An 18031-nucleotide genomic window follows, 5' to 3' on the forward strand; every position below is an offset into this window, starting at 1 on the left:
ACTTGATTTATGTTGCATTCCTGGCCACATTCCCGTTCCGTGGAAAAGGTAGAGGGTTAGAACTTGATTCGCGAAAATACAAAAAGATGTGCGAAATGATGAGATAATGCGCTGAGAAGCAGATTATTTCAGGTGTTCGTCCAGCAATGTTTCCAGGTGTTGTAATTTTTCCTGAAGGAAGGGCGCCATTCCGGCCTGTTCCTTTCCTCCGCTGGTAACAGGATGGGTGGCGTACATAATGAGGGCCATCGCGATATAATCCTGGAGGTCTTTACCCGCATAAGCGGTTTTGAACTCCACGATCTTCTCGTTGACTTCCTTCATGGTGCGACGCACTGCTTCCTCTTCCTCCGGTTTGATCTTAATACGGTAGGACCGGTCGGCCACTATTATATTAATAGGGATGAGATTTTCCATGTTGTTCTTGGTTGTAGGCGGCTTTACTAGCTGTTCAGTAAGGCGATGCAGCGGTCAATTTCCCGGATATAGTCATTGATCCTTGTCCGCATCTCCTTCTTAAACTCATCATCATCTTCTTTATTTGATGGAGCTCCCTGTGTATTCCCTGCAATCTTGGTCATTTGCAGTTTGTTAGACAGGGTAGCAATGGCATCGTTCTGCGCACTCAGTTCTTCTTCATTTAATCGGATCTGCTCTCTCAGCAATACATTTTCTCCCTGCACCTGCTGTAATTTCCTTACCAGCAATTGCAGTTTATCCTCAATGCGTTGTATGTATTGCTCTAAAGCCATAATAATTATTTCCTTATTTCAGCATTTAGCTGTCCTTCAAATGCTTTTACCAGCTTTTCCATTACACTATCGATCTCCTTATCCGTAAGGGTCTTTTGTGCGTCCTGGAATGTAAAGCTCACTGCATATGATTTTTTATCTGCGCCAAGCTTCTCACTTTCAAAAACATCAAACAGGTTCAGCTGTTGCAAAAGTGGCGATTTTACCGTTTTCGCGGCTGCTTCTACTGCTACGAACTGTATTTTCCTGTCGAGAATCAGTGCCAGGTCGCGACGTACGGCCGGGAACTTTGGTATTTCTTTGTAGAAGTTATTGCTTTTTTGCAGCAATCCCAACACATTCGTCCAGTTGAAGTCAGCAAACCACACTGGTTGTTTGATATCGAACTGTTTAAGTTTACCGGAAGAGATGGCTCCAAGGGTCACAACTGTCTTATTACGAACGGTTATTTGCCACAGGCCGTCAGTTTCGGGCTCTTTCCATTGCAGGCCGGTGATGCCGAGTAACTGCAACAGGTTCTGTACATACCCTTTCAGGAAGTAGAAATCGACCGGTTGCGCTTTATGCAGCCAGCTTTCCATTGTTTTCTGTCCGGTCAGGTACAGGCATAAGTGAGGCGTTTCCTCATACACGTTCTTCTCGTAAGAAGCATATGTATTACCGAATTCGAAGAATAACAGGTTGTCATTCCGCCTGTTAAGATTATGTGCCACGCTTTCCAGTCCGGTTTCCAGCATGGAAGGGCGCATCACGTCCAGATCGGCGCTGAGGCTGTTAATCATTTTCACCGTATGGGCCAGTACTTCGGGAGAGAAGTACTTACTGTTGGTGATAGAATTGGTGAAGATTTCGTTGAAACCATTAGCAGCGAGATAGTTAGCTGCCTTTTCACGGACCTTCTCTTTATCCGGTCTTGCGGCAGCAGCTGGTGTGATCGTTACCTGTGAAGGTATTTCGATATTATCCAGGCCGTCGATACGCATGATCTCTTCCACGATATCCGGTGCGATACTGATATCGGGCTTACTGTAAGGTACTGCTACTTTGAACTTTTCCCCTGTTTTCAGCAGGAAGGTGAAGCCCAGGCTGGTTAAGATACGTTCTACCTTATCCGCAGGATAGAATTTACCACTTAACTTTTTGATATAAGCCCAGGTGGTTTCCACTTCTGTCTGTGCCTTTGGATTGGGGTAAACATCTGTGATGACAGAAGCCGCCTGACCGCCTGCGAGTTCGCAGATCAGTGCAGCCGCACGTTCCAGTACGTATACGGTGCCGGAAACGTCCACCCCTTTTTCGAAACGGGCAGCCGCGTCCGTACGCAGGCCATGCCTGAAAGAGGTAGGGCGTATACTGGCAGGACTGAAGCAGGCACTTTCCAGGAAGATGTGCCTGGTTGTATCGGTAACGCCGGAGTGAAGGCCGCCGAATACACCCGCAAGAGCCATTGGTTCCCCATCGCCGTTACAGATAACGAGGTCTGCCGCATCCAGTTTCCTTTCTTTTTCATCCAGTGTTACAAAAGGCGTGTTCTGGGGAAGGTTTTTTACAATGATCTTCCCGCCTTTGATCGCGTTGGCATCAAAAGCATGCAGGGGTTGCCCTGTTTCATGCAGGATGAAGTTGGTAATGTCCACTATGTTGTTGATAGGCCTTACACCTATTGCTAACAGCTTGTTTTTCAGCCAGTCGGGAGAAGGTTTGATCGTTACCCCTGAGATGGTGATACCCGCATAACGCAGGCAGGCATCTGTATTTTCTATGGTCACCGTGATCGGAAAGGCTTCTTTTGCCTGGGGCAAAGGAGTGATTGCCGGTACTAACGCCTTGTATTGCAGGGTGTTCTCTGCATTATTCAGGTAAGCACATACGTCTTTCACCACACCCAGGTGGCTCATGGCATCCATACGGTTAGGGGTCAGGCCAATTTCGAAGATCCAGTCCTGAACGGGTTGAAAGATTTCCCTCGCCTGGGTACCTGGTATTAAAGAAGGGTCCAGCACCAATATACCGGCATGACTTCCGCCTAAACCGATCTCATCTTCGGCGCAAAGCATCCCATGGCTTTCTTCGCCGCGGATTTTGGCCTTTTTCATGGTGAGGGGTTCACCGCTGGCGGGGTAGATAGTAGCGCCGATGGGGGCAACTACTACTTTCTGTCCTACGGCAACATTAGGGGCTCCACATACGATGTTGAGGGGTTCCCCGTTACCGATATTGACAGTTGTCAGCTTCAGTTTATCTGCATTGGGATGTTGTGCGGTGGTCAGCACTTCTCCTATGATAAGCCCTTCCAGGCTACCTTTAACGGATTCAAATTGTTCCAGGCTTTCCACTTCCAGACCTATACGCGTCAGGATAACAGATAGTTCCTCCGGTGATGGTTTTACCGGCAAATAGTCACACAGCCAATTGTACGAAATAGTCATTTGTAAGTTTATAAGTGGCGTAAAGTTAATAAATAAGGACAAAGGGTAAAAAGGAGATTGCATAATGCACAAAAACTGCACATCCGTCTTTCCCAAATGTTATGTGGAAAATCTTTTTACACAAAGTTTGTGAATATGCTGACCTTTGTCTGGGGATTGAAAATCGATTTGGTGAATAAGTGTGTCCCAGTCAGTGGATAACTGACAAATTGCGGGTGGATAACATGTGAAAGTGGTCTTATAAACTATATCAGGAATCAATCTTTAATAAGTGGGAAATTGCGGTTACCTTAGTTTTTCAGGCCCTAAAAAGTTTACAATTTGGTAAGGACATCATAATGAAACTGGTACAATAAAATTGTAGAAACTAAGGAATAGCCCATATTATTTCACAAACTTTTTTAATAGGCATTAATTACATAAATGGATCTGAATCTTAAGAAAGACCGCAATGTGCGCCGTAAGCCGTCCGTTGACATTTCATCTATGATGTATGGCAAGATACCGCCGCAGGCTAAAGAAATGGAAGAAGCGGTACTGGGTGCAATCATGCTTGAGAAAGGCGCGTTTGATTCTGTTATTGAAATATTGAAGGGGGAGTGCTTTTACGTAGAGGCACACCAGAAGATTTATTCGGCAATGACCAAGCTGGCGGGTAAATCCATGCCTATCGATATTCTTACTGTAGTAGAGGAGCTCAAATCATTGGGTGAGCTTGAAATGGTAGGGGGACCTTATTATATAACAAGACTCACCAACATGGTGGTGTCTTCTGCCAATATTGCGGCACATGCCCGTATAATCCTTCAGAAATTCATTCAGCGTGAGCTGATCCGTATCTCCGGAGAAATCCTCAGTGAATCCTATGAGGATACTGCTGATGTATTCGACCTGCTCGATTCTGCAGAAAGCAAACTTTTTGAAGTAACGAATAATCACCTTCGTAAGAACTACGATAGTATCGATAAGATCCTTGTAAATACCATGAAGAGGATCGAGGACCTGCGTAACAGGGGGGATGATATTACCGGGGTCCCTTCCGGTTTCCCTTCACTGGACAAAGTGACTTATGGCTGGCAATCAACGGATTTAATTATCCTGGCTGCCCGTCCCGCGGTGGGTAAGACCGCGTTCGCGCTGAACCTTGCCAGGAATGCGGCCTTGCATCCCCGTTTCCCTAAAGGTGCTGCATTGTTCTCCCTTGAAATGTCGTCCGGACAGATCGTTCAACGTATCCTGTCCGCGGAATCTGAGATAAAGCTGGAAAAGATTTCCCGTGGTAAGCTGGAAGAGTATGAGATGAAGAAGCTGATGACCCATGGTATTGAACGGCTGGCAAAGGCCCCTATCTTTATAGATGATACGCCGGCGTTGAATATCTTTGAGTTACGTGCAAAGGCAAGAAGGCTGGTGCATAATCATGGCGTAGGTCTGATCATCATCGACTACCTGCAGCTGATGAGTGGTTCTTCGGATGGTAAGGGTAGTAACCGTGAGCAGGAAATCAGTAAGATCTCCAGGGACCTGAAAGGGATGGCGAAGGAATTGGGAGTACCCATTATTGCGTTGTCCCAGTTGAGCCGTGACGTGGAAAAACGTAAAGACGGTAACAAGATGCCACAGTTGAGTGACCTTCGTGAATCCGGTGCGATCGAGCAGGATGCGGACATGGTATTGTTCCTGTACCGTCCTGAGTATTATGAGATCAATACAAATGAGATGGGAGAATCCAATAAAGGTGAGACCCACGTGCGTATAGCGAAACACCGTAACGGTCAGCTGGATACTATCAAGCTGCGTGCGGTACTGGAGTTCCAGCGTTTTGAAGACGATGGTAGCCTGGAGAACCCGGCCAGCACCAGCGGTAACTCTTATGCAGGATTCCCCAATCCTGGTGATGGTGGTAATAATGAAGCTAAGTTCTTTATCCAGAAAGGTTCCAAGATGAACGATATGGAGTTTGAAGAAGACGCTCCTTTTTAAATAATATTTTTAAAAGGTAACAGGGTGTCTCGCTAATAACGGGACACCCTTTATATTTTTATGTGGAAGAAGTATCAACAGTATTACAGAGATAATTTCCGTTTAGCTTATCCCGTAGTGATATCCCAGCTTGGACACACGATGGTTGCCCTGTCAGATACCGTTATTATTGGTCATACCGGGGACGTTCCTCTTGCTGCTGTTGCATTGGGCAGTAGTTTGTTTTCTGTATTTATGGTGATGGGTATTGGGATGTCTTACGGACTTACACCGTTGATTGCGCAGGAACATGGACGTGGTAATATCGAAGCCTGTGGCTCCCTGCTGCGTCATAGTTTGTTTATCAATTTAATTCTGGGCCTGATATTATCTACTGCTATCATTATTGGTAGTAATTACCTGCATTTATTGCATCAGGAGCCTGATGTACAGGCACAGGCGCGTCCCTTCCTGCAATGCCTGGGCGCTTCCTTTTTCCCGCTGATGGTGTTTCTGAGCTTCAAGCAGTTTGCAGAAGGGCTGGGATTTACACGTCAGGCAATGAACATCAGTATTATAGGTAATGTGATCAATATTGTGATAGGGATCACGCTGGTATATGGATTTCATCTGGGTGTTATCGGGGTAGGGATCGCAACGTTTGCCGACAGGCTTTTGATGGGATTAGCCATGGCCTGGTATGTATTGAAGGGCAACCGCTTTAAGAAGTATATTCATCAGTTTGGACATTGGAATTTATCCGGAGCCGCTATTAAGAAAATATTAGGGATTGGTGCGCCGGTGGCCATGCAATACATTTTTGAGATCAGCGCTTTTAGCGGGGCTATAATTATGGCGGGATGGATAGGTGCGAAAGAACAGGCTGCCCACCAGATAGCGATCAACCTGGCCTCCATTACTTATATGATGGCCAGCGGGATTTCTGCGGCTGCGGGCATTAAGAGCGGGAACTATTTCGGGGCCAGGCAGTTCAGGGAGCTGCGTATGTCTGCCATTGCCAGTTATCATATGGTATTGATAATGATGAGTACTACAGCGCTGATATTTATGGTGTTCTGCCGGCTGCTGCCTCTGATATATATCAGCGATGTGGCAGTAGTGGAACTGGCGGCGCACCTGATTATCATTGCAGCGTTCTTCCAGTTATTTGACGGGACACAGGTGTTGGGGCTGGGTATCCTTCGTGGTCTTGGCGATGTGAAGATGCCCACTATCATTACATTCCTGGCTTACTGGGTACTTGGGTTGCCTGTCGGTTATTTCCTGGGTATCTATCTGGGTTTTGGTGTACAGGGGATCTGGTGGGGATTGTTATTAGGGTTGCTGACTGCATCTATCCTGTTGTTTTTCAGATTCCAGCATAAGACGAGAAAGGCTATTCTTGAAAATGATAATTTTGCAGCAATTTAAAGATATGTTTTACGCAAAAGATGTTTCTCCGCAGGCAGATAGTTATACGATGGATGAACCGACTTCCAAGTATTGTATCATGGTGTTACGGCATACTGCCGGGGATGAGGTATTACTGACGGATGGCCGTGGGGGCCGTTATACGGCTGTGATCACAGATGATAACAGGAAGAAGTGTGTGCTGAAGATCACCTTATATACGTTGATACCTCCTGTTGTCAGTCCTGTACGGATAGCGATCTCTTTTACCAAGAATACTTCCCGGATAGAGTGGTTCCTGGAAAAGGCCACGGAGATAGGGGTGCAAACGGTGTTCCCGTTGGTGAGCCAGCGTACGGAGAAGGAAAAATTCAGGGCAGACCGTTTTGAGAATATACTGGTATCGGCCATGCTGCAATCGCAGCAGTATTATTTACCGGAGCTGGCAGCACCGGTTTCTTTTGATAAGCTGATACAACAACCGGGTGCTGAGCAGTTGTTTATAGCGCATTGTTTACCCGAAGAGAAGGCGCATTTATGGCAGGCCATGCAGGCGGGGAAAGATAGCCTGATGCTGATTGGCCCTGAAGGCGATTTTACGCCGGAAGAGATAAAGGCAGCGCTGGGACAGGGGTTCAGGCCGGTGTCGCTGGGCAATACCCGGCTGCGTACGGAAACAGCCGGGGTAGTAGCCTGTACTATGATGAATGCGGTGAATGTTATTTAAGTCCCGCGCAGATTTTCTTTACGATAGTAGGGCCTTCGTATACAAATCCTGTATATACCTGTACCAGAGAGGCGCCTGCATCTAATTTCTCCTGTGCATCTGCCGCAGTAAAAATCCCCCCTACAGCAATGATAGGGATGCTCCCGTTAGTATGCTGATGGATGTATTTAATCACTTGAGTTGCCCTTTCCTTTACAGGCAGACCGCTTAATCCACCCGCGCCGATAGCTGTTACTTCTGCTTCAGGTGTCTGGAGCCCTTCCCGGCTGATGGTGGTATTGGTAGCTACGATACCTGCCAGTTTGGTTTCCTGTATAATTTCTATGATATCATCCAGCTGGCTGTCCGTTAAATCCGGTGCGATCTTCAGCAGGATGGGTTTAGGTTTGGTTTTAAGGGAGTTTAATGTTTGCAGATGGTGCAGCAATTGTTTCAGCGGTTCTTTTTCCTGCAATGCGCGGAGATTGGGCGTATTGGGAGAGCTGACATTCACTACGAAATAATCTACCACATCAAATAAGGCATGGAAGCATTTCTCATAATCACTGATGGCTTCTTCGTTGGGCGTGATCTTGTTCTTGCCGATGTTACCGCCTATGATGATATCCGAGCGGCGTTTCTGCAGGCGTTTGGCTGCTGCTACGGCTCCGCCGTTATTGAAGCCCATACGGTTGATGAGCGCCTTGTCTTTCGGAAGACGGAATAAACGGGGCTGATCGTTACCCGGTTGGGCCACAGGCGTTACAGTACCTATTTCCACAAACCCGAATCCCAGGCTGGCCAGTTCATCTGTGTATTTAGCATCTTTATCAAAACCAGCTGCGAGTCCTACCGGATTTTTGAATGTAAGTCCCCAGAGCTTTTTTTCCAGGTCTTTACGTGCAGGCATACAATATGTGTGTACCAGTTTTCGTCCCATAGGCAGGCTATGCAGAATTTGCAGGCCTTTCATTACCTGGTAATGAATATTTTCCGGCGGGAAGCGGAATAATAAGTTTTTGATAAGGTTGTACATGCGGGCACAAATATAATACATAAGGATTTTGGGTTGTGAAAAAAGCAGGATATCATAAACATTAACTTTTTATTATTTATAATCGCATTGATCTTTACGCCGGAGTATTATTTTTGTATCTGTAACCATGCTCGACCGCCATACATTAGAAGCTATCTTTAAAGAACATCATGCACATTGCCTGGCTTTTGCCGTGCATTATACCGGTGATGCCCATGACGCCGAAGAGGTGATTCAGCAGGTATTCCTGCGGTTATGGGAAAAGCGGGCCACCATTGAGATCACAGGGGGGACCAAATCCTATCTGTTTGCTGCGATCCGGAATACGGCGATTAGTAACTGGCGGAAGGAGACGGTGCGACTGGAAAAGGAGAATGCTGCGGGGACTTTCCGTTTTGCGGATTTGTCAGTGCAATCTCCTGTGTGGGAGCTGGAACGGTTGTATCAGCAGGCGTTGGACCTGTTGCCGGAACGTTGCCGGGAAGTGTTTGTCTTAAGCCGGCAGCAGCAGCTGAAGTATGCTGAAATTGCTGAAGTAATGAATATCTCTGTGAAAACAGTGGAGAACCAGATGGGAAAGGCGTTAAAGATCCTGCATAAGGAGTTACGGGAGTACCTGAATAGTGTATTGTTGTTTTGAAAATTTCCCACAAATTTCTATCCCCATAGGGGAATCCTCCTTCCACCCGCGTCCGATATATATCGTTTAAACCACACTGACTTGACTATGCTCTATTCTGATGAAGCATTATATACCTTGTTATGCAAATATGTGCTTTCCGAAGCAGATACGGAAGAACGCCTGTGGGTGGAAGAGTGGCTGCAGACAGACGCTCGGCATCCGCAGCTCCTGGCGGCCCTGGAAAAGGTTTTGAGGCAGATCCCGTACAGGGAAGATGCAGCGGATACGGAGATCGCCTGGCAACGCCTGAGTGCTAAAATGGAAGATGACCAGGTGAAAGAGAGCCCGATAAAGGATAACCGGAAGGGAAACAGCCCGGTGGAAGAGAGCCTTCGGACAGAGCCAAAGCGTAATACCTGGTGGATGGCCGCAGCTATATTTGTGCTGGCTGCAGGAGCGGGATTATGGTGGATAGCTGCAAGGAATAACAGGGCACAGACTTTTACCGGGCCGGTGATGGCACAACTGAAGGATGGTTCCACCATACAGCTGGATAGCCTGGCTCAGTTAGAGGTACTGCCTGGTTTTGGCAGCAGGCAGCGCCTGGTAAAATTGACGGGTAAAGCAGTGTTTGATGTAACGCCGGATGCGGTTCATCCGTTTATAGTGAAACTGGGAGAGCGGGAAGTAAAGGTACTGGGAACAAAATTTACTATAGATTGTACCGATAAAGGGTTTTTACGTGTGCATGTGAACAGTGGCAGGGTGATGGTGAAGGATAACAGGGACAGCGTGATATTATCCACCGGCATGTTGCTGGAACATCAGGCAGGGCAATCTGTGAAAGTAGCAGGGCATGTGATGAATGCAGAAAAGAAGGAGCTGGTATTCACTGATACGCCACTGAGTGAAGTATTGCAAACGATCGGTGTAGTATATAATAAACAGGTAACTGCGGATAGTATGTTACTGGGTTTACCGGTTACAGCTACTTTTACCGGGGAACCGGTAGAAAATGTACTGTCGGCCATAGCCTATATGACCAATACAATAATTATACAGCATGTTTCGGGTATTGAGTTGAAGAAGCATGAAGAATAAAGAGTCGTCTATGATGGGAAAAGTACTGCTGTGGGTGATGCTGACAGGCATACCGGGGCAGGTGTTTGCATGGGACTGGCACACAAAGGTAACTGTCGCCATACATGAACAGCCTTTACAGGCCGTATGTGAACTGCTTGAACAGCAGTATGGAATTCATTTTTCATATAGCAGGGATATTGTGAACCTGTCGCGCAAGGTAACCGTGAGTGCACAGGAGAAACCTTTAAAGGATTTGCTGGATGAGATATTCACTCCTTTTGATATTTACTTTGCACGCATAGGCGGACAGATCGTACTAACCGTGAAAAAAGACCCGCAGCGTACTGTCAGCGGATATGTACAGGATGTACGGACCGGCGAGCGGCTGATAGGGGCTACGGTTTATTCGCCTGTACAGCGGTTAGGAACGACCACTAACCAATATGGATTTTTCAGTCTTACATTGCCGAAGGACACCTGTAGTTTACAGATAACATATATAGGGTATGGTCCTTTCCGCTTGCCGGTAGCCGGTTTAAATAAGAAGCAGGTCATTGTCTCTTTACAACCATTGAATAGTTTACAGGAGGTAGTTGTTACGGAAGCGCAACTGGAGAGGCAACCGGGGCAAATGCAGATGAGCAGGATCAATGTGCCGGTATCTGATGTAAAGTCTATGCCCCGTTTATTAGGAGAGGCAGATGTCATGCGCACGATTGCGGCGCTGCCGGGAGTATCCGGAGGGCTTGAAGGTGGGGGTGAATTAAATGTAAGAGGGGGTAGCCCTGATCAGAATCTTATCCTGCTGGACGGAACGCCTGTATTTAATACCTCTCATCTTCTTGGTATTTTTTCTGTGTTTAATCCTGACATCGTGAAGAGTGCTGATTTTTATAAGGGCGCCTTTCCTGCACGTTATGGCGGAAGGTTATCATCTGTGGTTGATATCACCATGAAGGACGGGGATATGCAGCATGTACACGGAGAAGCTGCCATAGGGCTGATTGCAGCCAAAGCAATGGTAGAAGGCCCTATCGTAAAAGATAAAACATCTTTTGTAGCCTCTTTCCGTCGTTCGTATACAGATCTCCTGTTGAATAATTTAATTGTTAAGGGTGATGATAATAAACAAAAGGGAAATACTGTCAACATTTATTTTTATGATGCGAATGTGAAGCTCAATCATATTTTCTCGGCCAAAGACAGGATTTATTTTAGCGGATATATGGGGCAGGATAAGTTCTCTTTGAGAAGATATGATAATGCAGATAATACCCGTACCCATTTCGACTGGGGCAATACGACCGGTACATTGCGCTGGAACCATATATTTAATCCACGTTTATTTGCCAATGCTACACTGAATTATTCCCAGTATACTTTTTCTACTTCTTATAGTTATGATTATGCTGCTGATAATAGTAGTGACGCTATTTATCTGTATGGGAAATATTATTCAAGGATAAGGGATGCCGTTGGCAAGCTGGATTTTGAATACAGACCCAATCCTGCTCATACAGTGAAATTTGGATTTGGAAGGATCTCACATACTTTTAATCCCGGACAATCTATCTTGAAAAATTATTCAGGGACGCAGGCCCCTTTGGATACTTCCTATAATGATGAGGTATATAATGGGAAAGAGATGTTGCTGTATGCAGAAGATGAATGGAATATTACTTCTTCGCTGCAGGTAAATGCAGGATTACATATTTCCGGTTTTGTAGTAGATAAAATCTGGTATAATTCTGTGCAGCCGAGACTGGGTCTCCGTTACCAGTTGCCACATCGCTGGACCGTGAAGATGTCCTATACGCATATGAACCAGTACCTGCACCTGTTAACGAACAGTGTTACCAGTTTGCCAACGGACTTATGGGTGCCATCTACCAGCAAGGTAAAGCCCATGTTTTCTAAACAAACATCTGTGGGTATCTGCAAAACAAGCCCGAATAATATGTTTTCATATTCTGTAGAAGCGTATTACAAGACGATGGATAATGTGATAGAATATAAAGATAATTATTCCGTGTTTAATACATCAGGCAAGAAATGGGACGAGCAGGTAGCGGTAGGGAAAGGTAGTAGTTATGGAGGAGAAGTATTGCTGGAAAAGAAAAAAGGGAAACTGAAAGGATGGATAGGATATACACTGGCGTGGTCCAACAGGCAATTTGCAAATGTAAATGATGGACAGGCATTCCCTTATAAATATGATCGCAGGCATGATGTGGAAGTAGTGGTTACAAGGCAACTGGGTAAGCGCTGGGAAGTATCTGCCAGTTGGGAATATACATCGGGATTGCCATTGACTTTACCTACTGCCAGTTATGAAGGGATAGATGGTTCGTCTCCCTGGGAGGCTAACCCCAATACACCCATCCTGGACCATATGAGCAGGCGTAATCAGTTTCGCAGCAGGGACCTGCACCGGCTGGACCTGAGCGCTACTTATACGAAGAAGAAAAGGTTATGGGTGAAGAGCTGGACATTCAGTTTATTTAATGCCTATAATCAACAGAACCCTTTTTATTATACTGTTGTAACGGACAGGGCTAAACAGGAACGTTATATCGCAGAGGTGAGTATTCTTCCTTTTTTGCCAAGTGTTACTTACGCGATAAAATTTTAAAGTTATGCGTTTCGTGTATTCCATATTGTTAGTAATAATTTTCGGTGCCTGTGAAAAGGAATCTAAAATGTATATTCCTTATGATGGAGATAAGATTGTGTTGAACAGTTTAATTCAACCGGATAGCCTTATTTATATCCGTGTAACACAGAGCAAGGAAGTGCGGGTGTACGGGAACCTGCAATTTCCTGAATTGAGCAATGCTATGGTAACGCTGTACGAAAATGGAATTGAGTTACCTACACCTCAGTGGCAGGTAATTAATGGCTTTGGTTATTATGTGTCGGCTGGTGTGGCGCAGGAAGGAAAACAGTATAGCATTGGTGTGGAATACAAGGGGCTTACTTCTGTAAGTGGAGCAGACAGTACGCCGGCGCGTCCGGTAATCAAAGATGCACATGCACAGCGGAGCAACAGCCGTCTGCGTTTTACATTGAGTGACAATGCTGCTGAGACAAATTATTACAGCATCCGCTTCTTTAATGCAGACAGTGTGAACGGAACGCTGGTCGTTAACAGGACTGATACCTTGAGATGTCGGCTGGACCCCAGTTTCGAAAATAACTTTGTCGATATTATAGGCAATAATTATTATGGTGAGATTGACATTGCCGATGATCGGATTAATGGAAAGGAGACAGTATTTGTATTACAGACAGAAAAGCAAATGACATCCTCACATATTATTGTAGAGGTGAGAGGCCTTACTGAAGGGGCATATAAATATCTCCAGGCCACATATTCCCAGCGGCAAAATGATAAGCCCGATGTTTCTCTTGATCCTGTTAATGTCTACTCTAATGTGCAGAATGGCTATGGCATTGTAGCTGGTGTAAATGCAAGAGCGCTGTCGTTTAAGGTGGAATGACAAGCCTACTCTTCTACATAATATTTCGCTATGATCTCATTCAGTTTACATGACAACTTCACGCACTCCGCAATAATAGTTGTGTCCAGTTCTGTATACCCCGCCGACTCCAGATGATAGATCTGGGGATAGATAGAAGATATCAGTCTTTTTGTAGCAGTGATCAACCCATCCTGCAGGTTGACCAGTCTTTGTTGTTCGCACATCGCATCCTGATAGTAGGGCGATAGTGGATTCAGTAATTCATCCCAGTCCATGGGTATTATTTTTTCAGATGATCAGGTAAAGCATTTATGAATTAACAACTATTGAAAGGGTTTGGTTTAACTGCTGCCTATTTATATTTCCTTTTGCGTAAAGATTGTCATGAAATTTTCCCGATTTGATAAATACATTACATTTCTATGACGTAGCTTTACACTACTCAACTACTCCGCCACACCCGTCAGTCCTTTGTAAGGTATGATCCGCATGCCTTTACGAGATTGCTGATCCATTTATTTACGACAAGTAACAGCACCGGAATGTCATAAAGTTCCGTAAGGGAACGCTATTGTGCCAATGCAGCACTTTATGACCTTTTAGTGTCTGGACTACATTTATCAAGATACTTGCCGGAGCATGGCGGAGTAAAAATGCTTCCGGTGAGCGATGGCTGGCCCTAACCCCGGGTAAGGTCAGCCATTAATTTTTCTCATCTGTCAATACTATATTAATAATGAACCGTTACCTGATCATATTATTTTCTTTGTTGTCTTTGAATGCAGATGCACAGAAACGCATCGTATCCCTTAATGGGGCTGTAACAGAAATTGTTTGTGCTCTTGGATTTGAAAAAACACTGGTGGGTGTGGATGTTACCAGCACTTATCCCGCTTCCATGCAGCAGGTGCCTAAAGTAGGGCATAACCGTAATATCTCTGCAGAACCGGTGCTGGCTCTGCATCCGGACCTTATTCTGGCAACAGATAACTTCATACAGCCAACTGTCATTGACCAGTTTAAAAATGTAGGCGTGAAGACAGTCCTGTTAAAACAGGAGTTTTCCATAGAAGGCACAAAAAAACTAATTACTGAGATCGCTGCTGCTTTGCAGGTCCCTGCCAAAGGTCTTGCCTTGTGTAAACAGTTGGATAAAGAACAGAAGGAGCTGCATATTGCTACTTTGGACAAGAAAGTATTATTTATATATGCCCGCGGAGCCGGGACGATGATGGTAGCCGGTAAAGAAACACCACTGGATAAGATCATAGGGCTGGCAGGTGCAAAGAATGCTGCTGCCGGCTTTAATGATTTCAAGCCGTTGACCCCCGAGGCGCTGGTAACAGCTAATCCTGATGTGATCCTGATGTTTGACGATGGTCTGAAAAGTATGGGTGGAGTAGATGGCCTGCTGAAAGTTCAGGGTATCCCACAAACGAATGCGGGTAAGCAGAAAAAAGTAATCGTGATGGATGGACAATTCCTGACGGGCTTTGGGCCGAGAGTAATACAGGCCGTAAAGGAATTATCTGAAAAACTGAAGGCTGCCGCGTGATTAAAAGTCTGAGTATTTCCTTTTTAACGATACTACTTGTATTAGTAATACTGATCGCTACGGGTACCGGTGCTATGCATATGTCCCCCCTTCAGGTACTGGCCATATTGCTGGAACGTACGGGGATTCATCTGCCGGTGGTATATGAAGAGAATATGTCCGGCGTATTATGGATGATACGTTTGCCGAGGGTAATACTGGGAGTACTGATAGGAGCAGGACTGGGAGTAGCGGGAGCTGCTTTGCAGGGACTTTTCCGTAATCCCCTGGCAGATCCGGGGCTCATAGGTATTAGCTCCGGCGCATCTATGGCTGCCGTGGTCATGATCATTATACAAAATGCATTGCCCGTCTTTCATAGTGTACCTGCTTTGAATTTCTATGCCTTAAATCTGGCTGCATTCGGAGGCGCTGTTATTACTACCCTGTTTATTTTCCGTGTGGCACGTACCGGCGGCCAGGCCGCTGTATCTACTATGCTGCTGGCGGGTATTGCGGTAAGAGCATTGTGTGAGTCCGTAACAGGACTGATGACCTATATGGCAAACAATGAACAGTTGCGTAGTATTACTTTCTGGTCGCTTGGCAGTCTTGGTGGCGCCAGTTGGCAAACTGTGCTGGGCGTATTGCCTTTCATCGTTATACCATTGATATTATTACCACGACTGGCATCTGCATTAAACTTATTATCGCTGGGGGAAAGGGAAGCAATGCATAGCGGAGTAAAGGTACAGCGTCTTAAAACGCAGCTGATCGTACTGGCAACGATGGCCGTAGCAGCAGGAGTGGCAGTCGCCGGGATCATCGGGTTTATCGGGTTGATAGTGCCGCATATTGTGCGGCAGTTCACCGGGCCCGATTACAGGGTACTGGTACCAGGCGCTGCATTAGCAGGGGCGGTATTATTGAGTGTAGCAGATTTGTTGTGCCGTACTATTGTAGCGCCGGCAGAATTACCGGTAGGTATTATTACGGCTATTATCGGCGCGCCCTTTTTTATATGGCTTATTATTAAAGAGAAAAGAACAATCATTGCATAATGCTTCGTGTAAAGGATATATCACTCACATTGGGTAAAACCGGTATCCTGAACAAGGTTTCCCTGGAAGCCGGGGCAGGAGAGCTTTGTGTGATCATGGGAGCCAACGGAGCTGGTAAGTCCTCTCTGTTAAAAGTAATAGCGGGAGAGTATGCGCATTATCGCGGCAGCGTGAACATAGCCGGCAATGAATTACGGAATATGCCGGTCGCTGAACAGGCACGTACGCGTGCAGTACTATCCCAGCAGCTCAGTTTAAATCAGCCTTTTCCGGTGATAGATGTAGTGAGCATGGGACGTTTTGTTTACGGTTCATACTTATCTGTACCGGATAAAGAAATTATCACCTGCGCATTAAAGACGATGCAGGTATACAACTTAAAAGACCGCGCTTATCCTACTTTATCAGGCGGGCAGAAGCAACGGGTACAAATGGCACGTGTACTGGCGCAACTGCTGGAAGAGCCGGATTTGTATGCTGCAAACTATGCAGGAAAAAAGATGTTATTACTGGATGAACCGGTGACCGGAATGGACATCCTTCATCAGCAGTTAGCCCTGCAACTGGCCACTACATTGGCTGCACAGGGAGTACTGGTAATAGCTGTCTTACATGATTTTCAACTGGCAGCTGCATATGCCCGGCGTCTTTTTTTACTGAAAGACGGGAGTTTGTATGCGACTGGTAGTGTAGAAGAAGTATTTACACCACAACACATAAAACATTGTTTCGGTGTGGATGTTGCGGTACTGCAACACCCGCACTGTAACTATCCGCTGGTAGTTTCCGCCGCTGCCGCCGGGTTATTTCAATCACCAGCCGTTATGGCAATAAACGAATTGTAAACATGAACGTAACTGCAACGCCAACATTAAAAGAACAATGGATCGCTTTCCGGGAACAAAACCCTAAAACAAGGATACGTGATGCGGCGACTCAGCTAAAGGTGAGTGAAGGCGAACTGGTGGCTGCCTGCACAGGATCAGCCGTACAGCATCTGAGAAACGAATTTCCTGCCTTTATTCAGCGTATGAAGGAGCCGGGAAAAGTGATGGTGCTTACACGCAATGAAAATTGTGTGATAGAACGCAAAGGGATCTTTGAAATGATCAATACAGAAAATAAACATGTAGGTACTGTACTGGGTAAAGATATTGACCTGCGTATGTTTTTCTCCCGCTGGAAGTTTGGCTTTGCGGTGAACGATGATGAAGCAACAGGGTTTAAAAGATCATGGCAGATATTTGATGCACAGGGAAATGCGGTGATCAAAATATATCCTACAGATCTTACTGATACTGCTGCATGGGATTCATTAGTGAAGGATTTTGCTGCTGCGGAACAACCGGGTAGTATCACTGTTAGTCCTGCTGCTGCACCATCTGTATATGCACAGGATGTTGATGCAACTGCTTTCCTGCAGGATTGGTCATCATTACAGGATACACACGATTTCTTTCCATTACTGATGAAGTATAAAGTATCCCGTGTACATGCGCTGGAACTGGCTGTAGGTAAGTTTACCCGTCGTGTAGCGAATGATTGTGTGAAAACGATTCTGGAGGATGCTGCAGTAAGCGGATTAGAGATTATGGTGTTTGTAGGTAATCCCGGTAATATTGAAATTCATACTGGGCCGGTGAATAAGATACTGGAAATTCCTTCCTGGATTAATGTGATGGACCCTGATTTCAATCTGCATTTAAAAACAGATGGTATCGCACAATGCTGGGTAGTAGAAAAACCTTCTGTAGATGGAGTCGTTACTTCAGTAGAAGTGTTTGATGCCGCAGGAGAAATGATCGTACAGTTTTTTGGAAAGCGTAAACCGGGATCTCCTGAACTGGAAGACTGGCGCACGTTGACAAAGAAATTATCATAAGTGAGGGTTAGAAAATTAAAGGCCCGCTTCCTCAAGCGGGCCTTCGTCTACCTTAACCTTAACATGAACTAT

Annotated in this window: 16 protein-coding genes; 11 read left to right on the top strand and 5 right to left on the bottom strand. The window is 45.7% G+C overall.

Features of this window, described 5'->3' with window-relative positions; all coding sequences use genetic code 11:
* Positions 1 to 123: 123 nt before the first annotated feature.
* Genes GO495_RS00105 through pheT form a run of 3 tightly spaced genes read right to left on the bottom strand, consistent with a single transcriptional unit; the run spans position 124 to position 3181 of the window.
* Positions 124 to 417: a cell division protein ZapA gene (locus GO495_RS00105; RefSeq protein WP_089783586.1), complete on the bottom strand. Its 294-nt coding sequence runs from the start codon at positions 415 to 417 to the stop codon at positions 124 to 126.
* Positions 418 to 443: 26 nt separating this feature from the next.
* Entirely contained in the window at positions 444 to 752 is a 309-nt protein-coding gene (locus tag GO495_RS00110) for a hypothetical protein (RefSeq protein WP_157297681.1), read from the bottom strand.
* A gap of 5 nt (positions 753 to 757) precedes the next feature.
* Entirely contained in the window at positions 758 to 3181 is a 2424-nt protein-coding gene (gene pheT, locus GO495_RS00115) for a phenylalanine--tRNA ligase subunit beta (protein ID WP_157297682.1), read from the bottom strand.
* A gap of 423 nt (positions 3182 to 3604) precedes the next feature.
* Here pheT and dnaB point away from each other — a divergent pair, with 423 nt between their 5' ends.
* The 3 genes from dnaB to GO495_RS00130 are packed head-to-tail and all read left to right on the top strand — an operon-like array spanning position 3605 to position 7280.
* Positions 3605 to 5164, top strand: a complete 1560-nt coding sequence (dnaB, locus tag GO495_RS00120; protein WP_157297683.1) for a replicative DNA helicase — start codon at positions 3605 to 3607, stop codon at positions 5162 to 5164.
* A gap of 60 nt (positions 5165 to 5224) precedes the next feature.
* Positions 5225 to 6574, top strand: coding sequence for an MATE family efflux transporter (locus tag GO495_RS00125; protein ID WP_157297684.1), 1350 nt, complete (start codon positions 5225 to 5227; stop codon positions 6572 to 6574).
* A gap of 4 nt (positions 6575 to 6578) precedes the next feature.
* The gene (locus GO495_RS00130; RefSeq protein WP_157297685.1) at positions 6579 to 7280 is read left to right on the top strand and encodes an RsmE family RNA methyltransferase; all 702 of its coding nucleotides are present in this window, start codon (positions 6579 to 6581) and stop codon (positions 7278 to 7280) included.
* Here the strand turns inward: GO495_RS00130 and GO495_RS00135 are convergent.
* Complete coding sequence (locus GO495_RS00135; RefSeq protein WP_240915117.1) at positions 7273 to 8316, bottom strand: quinone-dependent dihydroorotate dehydrogenase; 1044 nt, start codon at positions 8314 to 8316, stop codon at positions 7273 to 7275. The two genes, GO495_RS00130 and GO495_RS00135, sit on opposite strands and share 8 nt — an antisense overlap.
* Before the next feature lie 106 nt (positions 8317 to 8422).
* Between GO495_RS00135 and GO495_RS00140 the strand changes: the two genes are divergently transcribed.
* From GO495_RS00140 to GO495_RS00155, 4 genes are all read left to right on the top strand, one after another.
* Positions 8423 to 8935 (top strand): RNA polymerase sigma-70 factor, encoded by a 513-nt coding sequence (locus tag GO495_RS00140; protein ID WP_157297686.1) that lies wholly within the window; start codon positions 8423 to 8425, stop codon positions 8933 to 8935.
* A gap of 87 nt (positions 8936 to 9022) precedes the next feature.
* Positions 9023 to 10018, top strand: coding sequence for a FecR family protein (locus tag GO495_RS00145; protein ID WP_157297687.1), 996 nt, complete (start codon positions 9023 to 9025; stop codon positions 10016 to 10018).
* Between the two features lie 10 nt (positions 10019 to 10028).
* Positions 10029 to 12632: a TonB-dependent receptor gene (locus tag GO495_RS00150; protein ID WP_170302607.1), complete on the top strand. Its 2604-nt coding sequence runs from the start codon at positions 10029 to 10031 to the stop codon at positions 12630 to 12632.
* 4 nt (positions 12633 to 12636) lie between these two features.
* Complete coding sequence (locus GO495_RS00155) at positions 12637 to 13500, top strand: DUF4249 domain-containing protein (RefSeq protein ID WP_157297689.1); 864 nt, start codon at positions 12637 to 12639, stop codon at positions 13498 to 13500.
* Between the two features lie 5 nt (positions 13501 to 13505).
* Here GO495_RS00155 and GO495_RS00160 read toward each other — a convergent pair whose 3' ends face one another.
* Positions 13506 to 13757 (bottom strand): hypothetical protein, encoded by a 252-nt coding sequence (locus tag GO495_RS00160; protein ID WP_089780196.1) that lies wholly within the window; start codon positions 13755 to 13757, stop codon positions 13506 to 13508.
* A gap of 461 nt (positions 13758 to 14218) precedes the next feature.
* Here GO495_RS00160 and GO495_RS00165 point away from each other — a divergent pair, with 461 nt between their 5' ends.
* Genes GO495_RS00165 through GO495_RS00180 form a run of 4 tightly spaced genes read left to right on the top strand, consistent with a single transcriptional unit; the run spans position 14219 to position 17959 of the window.
* On the top strand, positions 14219 to 15037 hold the full coding sequence (locus GO495_RS00165) for a heme/hemin ABC transporter substrate-binding protein (RefSeq protein ID WP_157297690.1): 819 nt from the start codon (positions 14219 to 14221) through the stop codon (positions 15035 to 15037).
* Positions 15034 to 16077, top strand: a complete 1044-nt coding sequence (locus GO495_RS00170; protein WP_338075334.1) for a FecCD family ABC transporter permease — start codon at positions 15034 to 15036, stop codon at positions 16075 to 16077. The genes GO495_RS00165 and GO495_RS00170 overlap by 4 nt, the downstream gene beginning before the upstream one ends.
* Positions 16077 to 16922, top strand: a complete 846-nt coding sequence (locus tag GO495_RS00175; RefSeq protein ID WP_157297691.1) for a heme ABC transporter ATP-binding protein — start codon at positions 16077 to 16079, stop codon at positions 16920 to 16922. The genes GO495_RS00170 and GO495_RS00175 overlap by 1 nt, the downstream gene beginning before the upstream one ends.
* Positions 16923 to 16924: 2 nt before the next feature.
* The gene (locus GO495_RS00180) at positions 16925 to 17959 is read left to right on the top strand and encodes a hemin-degrading factor (RefSeq protein WP_157297692.1); all 1035 of its coding nucleotides are present in this window, start codon (positions 16925 to 16927) and stop codon (positions 17957 to 17959) included.
* Positions 17960 to 18031: the final 72 nt, after the last annotated feature.

It is taken from the genome of Chitinophaga oryziterrae (assembly GCF_009758125.1).
Taxonomy (GTDB): Bacteria; Bacteroidota; Bacteroidia; order Chitinophagales; family Chitinophagaceae; genus Chitinophaga; species Chitinophaga oryziterrae.